Genomic DNA, 13,463 nt, shown 5'->3' with positions numbered 1-13,463 from the left:
CTACTTCGTGAAACCCGGCGACTGCGTGCTGGTGGATGACCCGGGCTACTGGAACCTTTTCGGCAACCTGCGCCTATACGGCGTGGCGCTGCTGGGCGTGCCACGCACCCCCGAGGGCCCGGACGTGAAGGCACTCGAAGAGATCCTCACCCACCACCAGCCGCGCCTGTTCTTCACCCACTCGGTGCTGCACAACCCCACCGGCTGCAACCTTTCGCCGGCCAACGCCTTTCGCGTGCTGCAACTGGCCGAGAAACACGACTTCATGGTGGTGGAGGACGACATCTACGGCGACATCGCCCCAGACGCCGCCACCCGCCTGGCCAGCCTCGACCAGCTCTCCCGGGTGATCTACACCGGCAGCTTCTCCAAGACCATCTCGGGCAACCTGCGCGTCGGCTACCTGGCCTGCCGCCCTGATCTCGCCCACCTGTTCACCGACGTCAAGATCGTCTCGATGCTGTCCTCCGCAGAGATCTCCGAACAGCTTATCCACCAGCTACTCACCGACGGCCACTACCGCAAGCTGGTGGACCGGCTGAAGGGCCGTCTCGCCGAAGCCACGGGCCAAACCCTGCGCATGCTCGAACGGGTCGGGCTGCAGCCCGATCCGGAGCCCGCCGGCGGCCCCTTCATCTGGGCGCGCATCCCCGGCATTGCCGACAGCTCCGAGCTGGCCCGCCGGGCGGCCCGGGAGGACATCCTGCTCGCCCCGGGCAACGTCTTCCGCCCCCAGAACCAGCCCTCGGGCTTCCTGCGCTTCAACGTGGGCTTCTGCGCCCACCCGCGCTTCGAGCGTTTTCTCGATGAAGCCCTCGCCGCCGCGGCCGAAGTGCCAAACATGTCACACCCCCAGTTCAGACAGGCTTAAAGATCTGCGAGACAGGCCCGTTAATAGAAAACTCGCGTCCGGAGGACGCCCTTTCAACGTGCCAGCCTTGAGGAGCATCATCGTGATCGAACAGACACTGCCCGCTCCACGCGGGGCAACAAGTCCACTGTCCGAACCGCTGGTCGACTGGCCTGGCCTCGAAACCCAGTTCCGTGGCAAGACGCGTTTCGTCACCGGCCTGGCCGAAAAGGCCGTGAAGAACTACCGGACCAGCGCCGAGCGCCTGCACGAGCTCGCCGCCGGCGACGGTGAATACGCCGACATCGCCTTCCTCGCCCACAGCATCAAGGGCACGGCCGGTTCCCTCAAGGCTTTCGAGGTACAGGCCCTTGCTGCGGCCACCGACCAGGCCGCCCGCATCTCCGACCCCCAGTGCCGGCCCCTGGCAGCCCGGCTCGCCGCCCTCCTGCACCGGCTCATCGCCGAACTGGAAGCGCGCGTACAGGGCTGAGCCCCCTGCCGTGGACCACGAACAAGGTCCACGGCCAAACGATCAGAAGACGACGTCGCCAGGAAAACGGGCTCAGCGTCCACAAGCATCAAGGTCGTATCAGCGCCACCACCAATTCGTCCACCGCAGCTTCGGCTTGACTGATCGAATCAGCCAGCCGCCTATCGCCGAACTCGTCATACTCGACGGCAAGGCTGTGCGTGTCCGTCACACCGATGTAGGCAAAGGCTGTCCGCACCGATGCCTCCACATGGTTGCGGTCCGACAGGCGCTGCCCCTCTGCATATCCGTGATCGCCCCTCGACGAGAGGATCACCAGGCGCTTGCCGGCATCCGCCAGCAGCGGCCAGTAGGGATCCCCAGCACGGCTGCGGTCAAACCCGAACGTACGCCCCACACGGACAATGTTGTCGATGTAAGCCTTGAACTGTGCCGGCGGACCGAAGTTGTACATCGGTACGCCGGCAACGATGAGGTCTGCCTCGAGCAGCTCGCCCACCAACATGTCGCTGACACGCAACACCTCCTTCATCCATGCCTCACGCGCAGGCTCGGGCGTGAAAGCGGCATGGATCCACCGACCGGAGACGGGCGGCGGGGGCTCCATGCCCACATCTCGGTAGATCACCTTCGCGCCGGGCTGGGTAGCCACCCATTGCCGGACAAAGCGCGCGGTGAGCCGACGCGTGTGTGATCCATAGGCTGTCGTGTCTGAACTGCCAGGGCGGGCGCTGGCGTCAATATGCAATAGCGTGGTCATGCCGAAGAGCTCCATGGGTGAAATAAAATCATGCAGAGCCCAGTCTCAACCCATTAAAAACAGCTTACAAACGATCAATACTCACCCAATGAATGACATGAGATCATTCATCCATGACCACCCGACTTCCCTCTCTCAGCGCCTTGCGTGCCTTCGAAGCAGCAGCCCGTCTGCTCAGCTTCAAGCAGGCTGCAGAAGAACTCTCCGTCACTGCCACAGCAATCAGCCACCGCATCCGGGTGCTGGAGGAATACATCGAACGTCCGTTGTTCGTGCGCAAGGTCCGTGCGGTAGAACTGACACCCGATGGCCAGACCTTGCTTTCGGCGACGAGCAGCGGCTTCCAGATGATCGCCGAAGCTGTCGAACAAGTGCGCCGGCCACCACGCGCCCCGGTGACGCTATCGGTCACGCCAGCCTTTGCCACCAAGTGGCTGGTACCCAGGCTGGCCGCGTTCCAGACCGCTCACCCGGACATCGATCTGCACGTCCATGCCTCCAACGCCCCGGTCGACCTCAACGCCGGCACCGCTGATCTGGCGATCAGGTACGGGCACGGCATGTACCCTGAGGTCATTGCCCGCCTGTGGCGGGAAGACCACTTCGCCCCCGTCGCCAGCCCGGGGCTGGAGACGACAACGCGCCTCGATGCATCCCAATGGCCACGGATCCATTTCGACTGGCACCGCCCGCAACCCGTAGACCTGACCTGGGCCGCCTGGGCTCGCAAGACTGGCCGCGCGCCCGAAGAGTTTTCCCCCGGCATCCGGTACTCAGAGGAAAGCCACGCCATCCAGGCCGCCGTCGCAGGCCAGGGTGTCGCCCTATTGAGCCTGCTGCTGATCGAAGAAGAGCTGCGCCTGGGGCTGTTGCGCATAGTCTCCGAGCCCGTGCTCGACGGTATGGCCTACCACATACTGAAGCCCGCCCGACGGCAATCCTCCGAGGCGGTTTCGACAGTGGAGCGCTGGCTGATGCAATTCGTTTGACTGGCGTCAGCGGCAAGGGGGCCGCCCGGCAGTTCATCAGGCACCTCCAGACCCGCCGCAAGCCCCTTGCTGCGGGGCATTCATCTGAAGCAGAACGCAACCGCCAGGCTCAAATAAAAAGGGCCGATCCTCAGACCGGCCCTTTTCCCGCGTGGTCACCACTGCGCGTCAGCGCGATTCCTTGATCAGGCGCCCGCGGATCGACTGCACGGGCCGGGCATTCATGGGGTACAACCGGGAGAAGATCGCAATCTGCTCCGCCGACACCTGGGCCGGCTGCTTCATCACCATCCACATCACACCCTCGCTGCACGGCGGTGTGGTGAGAGAACCCATGTAGGTGTAGTAGCTGCGGCTCTCGGGCAACAACTGGTTGACATCAATGGCCACGCCCTCCGGCGAGTAATCCACGTTCTTCTCCAGCGGCAGGTTGTTCCACAAGGTCTGCATCACTGGATGAGCCTGTCCGCGCTCCAGCAAGACTGCCACCACCGCCAGGCGGCCATCCAGATCCTTGTGCACCAGGTGCACCACCATGTCAAAGCCCTTGCCGTTGATGCGCTCTTCCGACGGGCGATGGAAATGGAACTGAACCAGATCGTACATGCGCCCCATCACTGCCATCGTATTGCCCGGCCCCAGATTCACCTGGATGGTGTGGCCGTTGTCGACGATGCGGAAGTTGGACGGCCGATAGTCGAAGCGGATCGGCTCCAGATCCACCTTGATACCATCGCGGATGTCGATCGGCGACTGTCGCTCGCCCACATTGCATAGCTGCCATTCCGGTTTCAGGGTACCCCAATTGGCGGGAGCGCCCTCCCCTTCGTAGCTCCAGTGGATCTCATGGTGGGCCAAAGGCGTGCCGGGCGCGCCGTGACCATGGGCTGCATGGGCCTCACCCTGCATGACCGGAGAACGCACCACCCGGGGCCGCGGACGCGGCGGCACATAGGCAGGAACGCGACGCACCTCCGGGGGCGGCGCCTCCGCATGGGCCGGCTTCTCGGGCACCGGCTCGGCCTTGGGGGGTGGCGCGGGCTTGTCGATGAAGTTCTTCTTGATGGGGATGGACGGCTCGGCACCGTGGTCACCCTTGCCTTCAGACACCCGGGTCACGGCAGGTTTCTCGGCTCCCTTGGCCGGGCGGTAGTCGGCCACCCGCAGATCCTGCTTGCCGCCGCCCTGGGCTGCCTGCGCAGCCTTGGAAGCATTCGCGGCTAGCTGAGAGATGTCCTTCGCCCCTCCACCTGCAGGCTTGCACACGTCCCGCCACAGCTTCTCGTCCACGCTGCCGGCGGCCACCGGCATGTCCTTTTCGACCTTGACCTTCTCGTCCTTCACAACGGCCGAGTCGGCATCCAGATAGACCCGCTTGATGGTGGCGAAAGTCTGGTTGCGGCAGTCGTAGCGATTGAGGGCCTTGACCGTGGTGTAGCCCGCCGTCTCGGCCTCGGACTCAGCCAATACGATGCGCCCCCAGGCCACCTTGGTGCCCGGGTCGGACTGGAGGATGCTGGCCCGGTCAAGCTCGATGGTGCGCTTCTTGTCGGAAGCGATCATCTGCCAGTCAGCAGCCAGGGCAGACGAAGCACTGGAAAATATCAGCAGGGCAGCGAGGGGATGCATGCGAAAGCGCATGTTTGCTTCTCCGGGAAAGATGCGAGGCCCGTCTGGGCCAGATGCACCCTATTTCGGCGGCCGGGACCGAAAGCTTTAGAGATTCCACCCGATTCACGAAAAAACCCGCCAAATCTTGCATTTACCGCCCTCTTCCAGTACTTTCCGGGCCATACGTTAGGGGTGCCGAGGCGTGCAACCGCCCGGCTGAGACTTACCCTCCGAACCTGATCCGGGTCATGCCGGCGTAGGGAAACGTGGCTCCTGCCGCCTTTCCATCCGCTGGCGGCCCTCCCCAAGGAGCCTTCATGAACGCCACCGACAAATTTCTCGCAGCCTCGGCCCACGTGGACGAAGCCGCCGTTGCCCCGCTGCCCAACTCCCGCAAGATCTACATCGAAGGCTCCCGCCCCGACATCCGCGTCCCCATGCGCGAGGTCTCCCAGGCCGACACCCCCACCGGCTTCGGCGGCGAGAAGAACCCCCCGATCTTCGTCTACGACTGCTCCGGCCCCTACACCGACCCCGCCGCCCGCATCGACATCCGCTCCGGCCTGCCGGCCCTGCGCCAGCGCTGGATCGAGGAACGCGGCGACACCGAGGTGCTGCCCGACCTGAGCAGCGAGTTCGGCCGCGCCCGCGCCGCCGACCCCAAGCTCGATGAACTGCGCTTCCCCGGCCTGCACCGCAAGCCCCGCCGGGCGCTGCCGGGTAAGAACGTCTCCCAGATGCACTACGCCCGCCAGGGGATCATCACCCCCGAGATGGAGTTCGTCGCCATCCGCGAGAACGTCAATCGCGCCGCCTACCTGGAGAGCCTGCGCGCCACCGGGCCCATGGGCGAGAAGATGGCCGCCCTGCTCGGCCGTCAGCACAAGGGCCAGGACTTCGGGGCCGCCATCCCCGCCGAGATCACGCCGGAGTTCGTCCGCTCCGAAGTGGCCCGCGGCCGCGCCATCATCCCCAACAACATCAATCACCCCGAGAGTGAGCCGATGATCATCGGCCGCAACTTCCTGGTGAAGATCAACGCCAACATCGGCAACTCGGCCCTGGGCTCCTCCATCAACGAGGAAGTGGACAAGATGACCTGGGCCACCCGCTGGGGCGGCGATACGGTGATGGATCTGTCCACCGGCAAGAACATCCATGAAACCCGCGAGTGGATCATCCGCAACTCTCCCGTGCCCATCGGCACCGTGCCCATCTACCAGGCCCTGGAGAAGGTGGACGGCAAGGCCGAGGAGCTGACCTGGGAGATCTTCCGCGATACGCTGATCGAGCAGGCGGAACAGGGCGTGGACTACTTCACCATCCACGCCGGGGTGCTCCTGCGCTATATCCCCATGACCGCCAACCGCATGACGGGCATCGTCAGTCGCGGCGGTTCGATCATGGCCAAGTGGTGTCTGGCCCACCACAAGGAGAGCTTCCTCTACACGAACTTCGAGGAGATCTGCGAGATCATGAAGGCCTACGATGTGGCCTTCAGTCTGGGCGACGGGCTCCGCCCGGGCTCGATCTACGATGCCAACGACGAGGCCCAGCTGGGTGAGCTGGAGACCCTCGGCGAGCTCACCGACATTGCCTGGAAGCACGATGTGCAGACCATCATCGAGGGGCCGGGTCATGTGCCGATGCACATGATCAAGGAGAACATGGACCTGCAGTTGAAGCACTGCAAGGAGGCCCCCTTCTACACCCTCGGACCGCTCACCACCGACATCGCGCCGGGCTACGACCACATCACCAGCGGCATCGGCGCGGCCATGATCGGCTGGTACGGCACCGCCATGCTGTGCTACGTGACCCCCAAGGAGCACCTGGGGCTGCCGGACAAGAATGATGTGAAGGAAGGCATCATCACCTACAAGCTGGCCGCCCACGCCGCCGACCTGGCCAAGGGCCACCCGGGGGCGCAGATCCGCGACAACGCCCTCTCCAAAGCCCGCTACGAGTTCCGCTGGGACGACCAGTTCAACCTGGGCCTGGACCCGGACAAGGCCAAGAGCTTCCACGACGAGACCCTGCCCAAGGAGTCGGCCAAGGTGGCCCACTTCTGCTCCATGTGCGGGCCGCACTTCTGTTCCATGAAGATCACCCAGGACGTGCGCGACTTCGCCGCCAAGCAGGGCATCGCCGAGGCCGAGGCGCTGCAGAAGGGTATGGAGACCAAGGCGGTGGAGTTTGTGAAGGCGGGGGCGGAGATCTATCGGAAGGTATGAGGCTGAGCGGGGGCCGGAGGGCCCTTGCCCCGCTTTGCCTTAGGGGGTGAGGCTTTACTGGGCGGATTTCCGGTGTTGGACGTGACATTGGCCGGGTCTCGCCCCGGCGGGCGACCTTCTTTCTTGCTTCGCCAAGAAAGAAGGCAAAGAAGGCGACCCGGCTTCACCGGTCGGCCTTCGGCCGACTGCCCTGCGCTGCTCCCAACGGGCGGCCGGCGCGGAACTCGCCCTTCGGGCTCAAACAGCCGCGCCGGACTTCCCCGCCCGTTGCTGCGCTGCTCGGCGGCTCAGACGGGCTTTCACACACACCGAGCCTTTACTGATACAGGGCTGGGCAACGGACGGTTGATCAGCTGCATTTACTTTCCCCTCTGGCGTGCCGACTGGAGGTGATGACGGGCGGAAAGAGGGCTTCGCATGTCTGAGCCCAAAGGGCGAGTTTGCGAAGACCCCGCCCGGCATTGCCGGAAGGAGGGAACCCCCGAAGGGGGCGCGACAGCGGGGTACGTTTTCTTGCCTTCTTCTTTGTCGTACAACAAAGAAGAAGGTCGCCCGCCGGGGCGAGACCCGGCCAACGTCACGCCCAATACCGGAAATCCGCCCAGCAAAGACTCCGCCGGCAAAAGGCCGAATGATGAACTCGACCCCACGGAAGCCGGCCCCCGGAGCGCCCCCCCGCGCGCCCGCGGCTCAGCTCATCAGCCCCGCCATCGGCGAACTCGGATCTGCCCGGTAACCCCGGCGTGGCATGCGGCCGGCGAGGAAGGCGTTGCGGCCGGCCTCCACACCCTGGCGCATCGCCACCGCCATGCGCACCGGGTCGCCCGCCGCGGCGATGGCGGTGTTCATCAGCACGCCATCACAGCCCAACTCCATGGCAATCGCCGCATCCGAGGCCGTTCCCACGCCGGCATCGACGATCACCGGCACGCGGGCGTCGTTGATGATGATGTTGAGATTCCACGGGTTGAGAATGCCCATGCCGGAGCCGATCAGACTGGCCAGGGGCATGATGGCAACGCAGCCTATGTCTTCCAGCATGCGCGCTTGCACCGGGTCATCCGAGCAGTAAACCATCACCCGGAAGCCGTCCTTGACCAGTTCTTCAGCCGCCTTCAGGGTTTCCGGCATGTTCGGGAAGAGGGTTTCCTTGCTGCCCAGCACCTCCAGCTTGACCAGGTCATGCCCGTCCAGCAGTTCCCTCGCCAGGCGCAGGGTGCGCACCGCCTCCACGGCGGAGTAGCAGCCCGCCGTATTCGGCAGGATGGTGAAACGGTGCGGATCAAGCACATCGAGCAGGTTGGGTTGCCCCGGCTCCTGGCCGATGTTGGTGCGGCGGATGGCCACCGTAACGATCTGCGCCCCGCTAGCCTCGATGGCATCACGGGTCTGGGTGAAGTCCCGGTACTTGCCGGTGCCCACCAGCAGGCGCGAACGGAAGGTCTCGCCCCCCATCACGAAGGGCGTATCCAGCGGCGCGGCGCTGCCGTGTTCGATCTTTCCCATGCTCAACCTCCTCCGACAGCGACGACGATTTCCACCCGGTCGTCCGCGTCGAGGCGAACCTGCCCGTAGTGGCTCTTGGGCACGATCTGCCCGTTCACTTCCACGGCAATGCGCTTGCCGGCAAAGCCCAATGCGTCCACCAACTCCACCAGGAGGCAGGACGCCGGAATGCTCCGCGCCACGCCGTTGAGCTGGATCGTCGAAGTCACCGATCCCGCCTGGGCGCGCCCTGACGCGGCGCTCATGCCGATACACCTTCGAGCAGGCCGCTCCCGGCCGCGAGCTGATCGGCGCGGTAGGAGGAGCGCACCAGGGGGCCGGCCGCCACTTCCACAAAGCCCAGGGACAGGGCTGTCGCCCGCCACGCCTCGAAGGCCTCCGGCGTCACGTAGCGCTCCACCGGCAAGTGCGACGGGGAGGGGCGCAGGTACTGGCCGAGGGTCAGGATGTCGCAGCCATGGGCACGCAGATCGCTCATGGCCTCCAGCAGCTCGGCATCGCTCTCGCCCAGGCCCAGCATGATTCCGGACTTGGTGGGCACCCCGGGGTAGCGGGCCTTGAAATCGGCCAGCAGGCGCAGGGAGGCCGCGTAGTCGCCCCCGGGACGCACAGCCCGGTACAGACGTGAAACGGTTTCGAGATTGTGGTTGAACACATCTGGCAGGGCCTGACCGAGGATCTCCAGGGCGCAGTCTTCGCGGCCGCGGAAGTCCGGGGTCAGCACCTCGATCTGCACCGCCGGTGTGGCCCCACGGATCGCTCCGATGCAGGCGGCAAAGTGGCCTGCGCCACCGTCCCGCAGGTCGTCCCGGTCCACCGAAGTAACGACCACGTAGCGCAGCTTCATGGCCTTCACGGTGCGGGCCAGACGGGCCGGCTCGTCCGCATCGAGGGGCGCAGGGCGGCCATGGGCCACGTCGCAGTAGGGGCAGCGGCGGGTGCAGATGCTGCCCATGATCATGAAGGTGGCGGTGCCGCGGGCAAAGCACTCACCGATGTTGGGGCAATCGGCCTCCTCGCAGACGGTGTGCAGCTCCTGCTCGCGCAGCATCTGCTGCAAGGCCAGCACCGACGCGGTGCCCGGATCGCGGGCGCGCAGCCAGGGCGGCTTGGGGGGCGAGGCGCGCTGGCTGTCCACCTTGACCGGGATTCGCGCCAGCTTGTCGGCACCGCGCAGGCTCACCGGCGCGCTGCCGGGGGCGTGGGACATGTCTCTCTCCTTGGGATGGGGGTGCGGGGCCGGCCATGCCGGCCCCTGAAGCGTGGCGCTACGGGCGGGTGAAGAAATCGTAGCGAGCGGTTCGACTTCGCGCCGAGAAGCGCCGCCGTACCAAGCGTACGGTGGAGCATCGCAGGGGCGAAGTCGGGCCGCAGCAGATTTATTCGCCCGCGCTCAGCCGACGAAGCGGGCAATGGCCCGGTTCACGTCATTGGCGGCTTCCATCTGCACCATATGCCCCCGGTTGCCGAAGACCTCTACCTGAACCCGGCCGGAGACAGCCTGGGCGTGGGCCACCGGGATGATGCGGTCTTCCTCGCCCCAGATGACCAGCACCGGTTTGCCCAGGCCGGACAGGCGGTCAGCCATCACGCTGTTCTGGCGGCCATTGGCGAAGAGATTGCCGGACAGGGTGCCCAAGGCCGCGCCGACACCTTCCAGGCGCTTGTACTTGAGCAGGTCGTCCACCAGTTGGCGGGTCACCAGGCTGGTGTCGGCAAACAGGTCGCCGAGGAGCGGCTTGAGGGCATTGCGGTTCGCCGCCGAAACGAAGCCCTCGATGTAGCCGGTGTTGATCTCCTCGCCCAGGCCGGCGCTGCCGATCAGGCTCAGGGAGCGCACCCGCTTCGGGTGACGCGTCGCCACGGTCAGGGACACGGCACCGCCCATGGAGTGGCCGACCAGGTGGGCAGCATCGACGCCCACTGCGTCCATGAAGGCCGCCACGGTGTCGGCGAGGGCCTCCAGGGTGCCCTCCCCCACGTCCTTGGTAGATTCGCCGTGGCCGGGCAGATCGAGGGCATACACTTCCCGGTCGGCGGCCAGGGCTTCGTGGTTGAACAGCCAGTTGTTGAGATCGCCGCCGAAACCGTGGATCAGCACCATCGGCTCACCGCCCTCGCCGCGCTTCAAGTAGCGCAGTTTGTGGCCATTGACCTCGATCTTCTGGGGGGTCGGCCCTTGGTCTTCCGCGTCGCCCTCGGCGGGCTTGAAGCTGGCCTGGAAATCGGCCACAAAGGCATCGATGTCGGCATCGGAGACGCTGGCATCGGCAATCACGCCGAGCAGGCCGCCCACCGGCAGCACATCCTCCTCGCCCGCCAGCTGCCGGCGCAGCACGCCGGAGACGCCGGCCTCGACGGCGCCGGCGATCTTCTCGCTCTCCACCTCGACAATCTCCTGACCCTTCTCGATGGCATCACCCACCTGCTTGAGCCAGCCGTTGACCTTCCCCTCCTGCATGGAAAGGCCCCACTTGGGCATGGTGATGGTGTGGATTTCGGACATTACTTGTACTCCTTGACGCTCTTGGCAGCGGCGATGATCTTGGCCGCGCTGGGGATGTAAAGCTCCTCCAGCGCATCGCTGAAGGGCACGGGGGCGTGATAGCCGGTCACCTGACGGATCGGGGCCTTGAGGCTGCCGAAGGCGTTCTCGGCGACCAGGCCGGCGATGTCGGAAGCCATGCTGCAGCGGGGATGGGACTCGTCGACCACCACCAGCCGGCCGGTCTTCTCGACGCTTTCCAGGATGGTGTCGGTGTCCAGCGGCGAGGTGGTGCGCGGGTCGATGATCTCGCAGTGGATGCCCTGCTTCTGCAGGTCGGCGGCAGCCTCCTGAGCCTTCTGCACCATGCGGCCGATGGCAACGATGGTCACGTCATGGCCTTCACGCACCACGGCAGCCTCGCCGAAGGGCACGGTGTAGCTCTCTTCCGGCACTTCGCCTTCCATGGTGTACAGGGCCTTGTGCTCCAGGAAGATCACCGGGTCGTTGTCGCGGATCGACTGGATCAGCAGGCCCTTGGCGTCGTAGGGGTTGGAGGGCACCACCACCTTCAGGCCCGGAATATGGGTGAAGATGTTGTAGAGGCACTGGGAATGCTGGGCCGCGGCGCGGAAACCGGCGCCATACATGGCGCGGATCACCACCGGAGTCTCGGCCTTGCCGCCGAACATGTAGCGGAACTTGGCCGCCTGGTTGAAGATCTGGTCGAAACACACGCCCAGGAAATCCACGAACATCAGCTCGGCCACCGGGCGCATGCCGCAGCAGGCGGCGCCGATGGCGGCGCCCACGTAGCCGGATTCGGAGATCGGGGTGTCGATGACCCGCCCCGGGTGCTTGTGGTACAGGCCGCGGGTCACGCCCAACACGCCGCCCCAGGCATCCTGCTCGCCGGGCGAACCGGCGCCACCGGCCACGTCCTCACCCATCACGATCACGTTCTGGTCGCGGCTCATTTCCTGATCCAGGGCTTCGTTGATGGCCTGCTGGTAGGTGATCTTTCGTGCCATTTTCTGTCTCCTCTATTTCTGTCTGTATCGGACGTGTTCAGTAGCTGACGTACACATCGGTCAGCAGGTCGGCTTCGGTGGGCTTGGGGTCGGACTTGGCCTTGACGACCGAGCCATCGATCAGGGCTTTCACCTCAGCGTCGATGGCATCCAGCTCGGCCTGGGCGATCTGGCCGCTGCTGGTGACGCGGCGGGCAAACTGCAGCAGGCAGTCCTTGGTGTCACGGATGTTCTGGACTTCACCGGGGGCACGGTAGGTCTGCTGGTCACCCTCGAAGTGGCCGTAGTAGCGGGAAAGCTTCACCTCCACCAGGGACGGACCGCCGCCCTGGCGGGCACGCTCGATGGCGGCGCCGGCGGCTTCATACACCGCGAAGAAGTCGAAACCATCCACGGTGATGCCGGGCATGCCGAAAGCCGAGGCACGGTCGGCGATGTTGTCGCAGGCCACCGAGAAGTTGGAGGAGGTGGCTTCGGCATAGCCGTTGTTCTCGGCCAGGAAGATCACCGGCAGGTTCCACACCGAGGCCAGGTTCATGGCTTCGAAGATGGTGCCCTGGTTGGAAGCGCCGTCACCGAAGAAGCACACACTCACATAAGGCTGGCCGCGCAGCTTGGCCGCCAGGGCGGTGCCACATACCAGCGGGCCGCCGCCGCCGACGATGCCGTTGGCGCCGAGCATGCCCACCGACAGGTCGGCGATGTGCATCGAGCCGCCCTTGCCCTTGCAGGTGCCGGTGGTGCGGCCCCAGATCTCGGCCATCATCCCCACCGGGTCGACGCCCTTGGCGATGCAGTGGCCGTGGCCGCGGTGGGTGCTGGCGATGTGGTCTTCGGCGGTGAGGTTCATGCACACGCCGGTGGCCGACGCCTCCTCGCCGGCATAGAGGTGCACGAAGCCCGGAATCTCGCCAGTGGCGAAATCGGTGTGCAGGCGCTCTTCGAACTCGCGGATGGTGCGCATGGTGCGATAGGCCTTGAGCAGGTCTTCGCGGGTGAGTGGTTTGGTCACGGTCGTCTCCAGGTTGTTGGATTTCTGGGGGTACATCCGGAACGGGCGGAGCGCGCCCGTTCGTGGATCGGGTCAGGGGTGGCGAGATCCTCGCCACCCGGGATTCAAGGTCGGCCCATGGCGGCACCGGGGGGGTGATGCAGGGCGCCACGGCGGATCGCGGCATCCAGGGTGGCCGGCACATCGAGGCTCAGCGGGCCGTCCAGTTCGAGGGTCAGGGTGGCCGCCTGGCGGCCGTCGAGTTCGATCTCGCGCTCACCGTCGAGGGCCACGCTGCCGTGCCGGCTGCGCAAAGCCACCGGCTGGTCGGGCTGCAGCAGGCCGGATGCGGCGATCGGCACCGGCACCACCAGGCCCGGGGCGATCGGGGCCAGCACGCCATGCCCCTCGCCACCGCAATGCACCCAGGCCCCCTGCGGCTGGCGCCGGCCCACCGGGCTCACCCCCGCGACGACGCTGGACAAGCCGATCCCATCCGGCCCGGCAAAGGCC

General features: G+C 65.7%; 13 protein-coding genes and 1 riboswitch. Of the genes, 4 read left to right on the top strand and 9 right to left on the bottom strand.

The features are described from left to right. Both J0L98_RS19190 and J0L98_RS19185 read left to right on the top strand, forming a co-directional pair. The coding region (locus J0L98_RS19190; RefSeq protein WP_296413542.1) for a PLP-dependent aminotransferase family protein at window positions 1–871 on the top strand (871 nt) is incomplete at its 5' end. An 82-nt stretch (window positions 872–953) separates the two neighbouring features. After that, complete coding sequence (locus J0L98_RS19185) at window positions 954–1,343, top strand: Hpt domain-containing protein (RefSeq protein ID WP_296413540.1); 390 nt, start codon at window positions 954–956, stop codon at window positions 1,341–1,343. An 88-nt stretch (window positions 1,344–1,431) separates the two neighbouring features. Here J0L98_RS19185 and J0L98_RS19180 read toward each other — a convergent pair whose 3' ends face one another. Beyond that, window positions 1,432–2,118, bottom strand: coding sequence for an NAD(P)H-dependent oxidoreductase (locus J0L98_RS19180; RefSeq protein WP_296413538.1), 687 nt, complete (start codon window positions 2,116–2,118; stop codon window positions 1,432–1,434). Between the two features lie 98 nt (window positions 2,119–2,216). Between J0L98_RS19180 and J0L98_RS19175 the strand changes: the two genes are divergently transcribed. Next, window positions 2,217–3,092 carry a LysR substrate-binding domain-containing protein gene (locus J0L98_RS19175; protein ID WP_296413537.1) on the top strand — a complete coding sequence of 292 codons (876 nt, stop codon included), beginning with the start codon at window positions 2,217–2,219 and terminating at the stop codon, window positions 3,090–3,092. Window positions 3,093–3,260: 168 nt separating this feature from the next. Here J0L98_RS19175 and J0L98_RS19170 read toward each other — a convergent pair whose 3' ends face one another. Continuing rightward, window positions 3,261–4,733, bottom strand: coding sequence for a surface-adhesin E family protein (locus J0L98_RS19170; protein WP_296413535.1), 1,473 nt, complete (start codon window positions 4,731–4,733; stop codon window positions 3,261–3,263). A gap of 148 nt (window positions 4,734–4,881) precedes the next feature. After that, a riboswitch (TPP riboswitch) is annotated at window positions 4,882–4,983 on the top strand. A 37-nt stretch (window positions 4,984–5,020) separates the two neighbouring features. On the opposite strand from J0L98_RS19170, the gene thiC reads away from it, so the two are divergent. Further along, window positions 5,021–6,937 carry a phosphomethylpyrimidine synthase ThiC gene (gene thiC, locus J0L98_RS19165; protein WP_296413534.1) on the top strand — a complete coding sequence of 639 codons (1,917 nt, stop codon included), beginning with the start codon at window positions 5,021–5,023 and terminating at the stop codon, window positions 6,935–6,937. 690 nt (window positions 6,938–7,627) lie between these two features. Here the strand turns inward: thiC and J0L98_RS19160 are convergent. From J0L98_RS19160 to J0L98_RS19130, 7 genes are all read right to left on the bottom strand, one after another. Beyond that, on the bottom strand, window positions 7,628–8,392 hold the full coding sequence (locus J0L98_RS19160; protein WP_296413543.1) for a thiazole synthase: 765 nt from the start codon (window positions 8,390–8,392) through the stop codon (window positions 7,628–7,630). A 53-nt stretch (window positions 8,393–8,445) separates the two neighbouring features. Then, a complete protein-coding gene (gene thiS / locus J0L98_RS19155) occupies window positions 8,446–8,688 on the bottom strand; it encodes a sulfur carrier protein ThiS (RefSeq protein WP_296413533.1) in 243 nt (80 codons plus the stop codon). Then, a complete protein-coding gene (gene lipA, locus J0L98_RS19150) occupies window positions 8,685–9,653 on the bottom strand; it encodes a lipoyl synthase (RefSeq protein WP_296413532.1) in 969 nt (322 codons plus the stop codon). The genes thiS and lipA overlap by 4 nt, the downstream gene beginning before the upstream one ends. Window positions 9,654–9,836: 183 nt before the next feature. Next, window positions 9,837–10,949, bottom strand: coding sequence for an acetoin dehydrogenase dihydrolipoyllysine-residue acetyltransferase subunit (locus tag J0L98_RS19145; RefSeq protein WP_296413530.1), 1,113 nt, complete (start codon window positions 10,947–10,949; stop codon window positions 9,837–9,839). Beyond that, complete coding sequence (locus J0L98_RS19140) at window positions 10,949–11,959, bottom strand: alpha-ketoacid dehydrogenase subunit beta (RefSeq protein ID WP_296413528.1); 1,011 nt, start codon at window positions 11,957–11,959, stop codon at window positions 10,949–10,951. The genes J0L98_RS19145 and J0L98_RS19140 overlap by 1 nt, the downstream gene beginning before the upstream one ends. 37 nt (window positions 11,960–11,996) lie before the next feature. Further along, window positions 11,997–12,971, bottom strand: coding sequence for a thiamine pyrophosphate-dependent dehydrogenase E1 component subunit alpha (locus J0L98_RS19135; RefSeq protein ID WP_296413527.1), 975 nt, complete (start codon window positions 12,969–12,971; stop codon window positions 11,997–11,999). A gap of 104 nt (window positions 12,972–13,075) precedes the next feature. Next, a partial coding sequence (locus J0L98_RS19130; protein WP_296413525.1) for a hypothetical protein occupies window positions 13,076–13,463 on the bottom strand: 388 nt, incomplete at its 5' end.

The organism is Zoogloea sp., assembly GCF_017302315.1.
Lineage (GTDB): Bacteria > Pseudomonadota > Gammaproteobacteria > Burkholderiales > Rhodocyclaceae > Zoogloea.
Note: the sequence above shows the minus strand (reverse complement) of the source record. Positions and strands in the feature narration are given on the sequence as shown.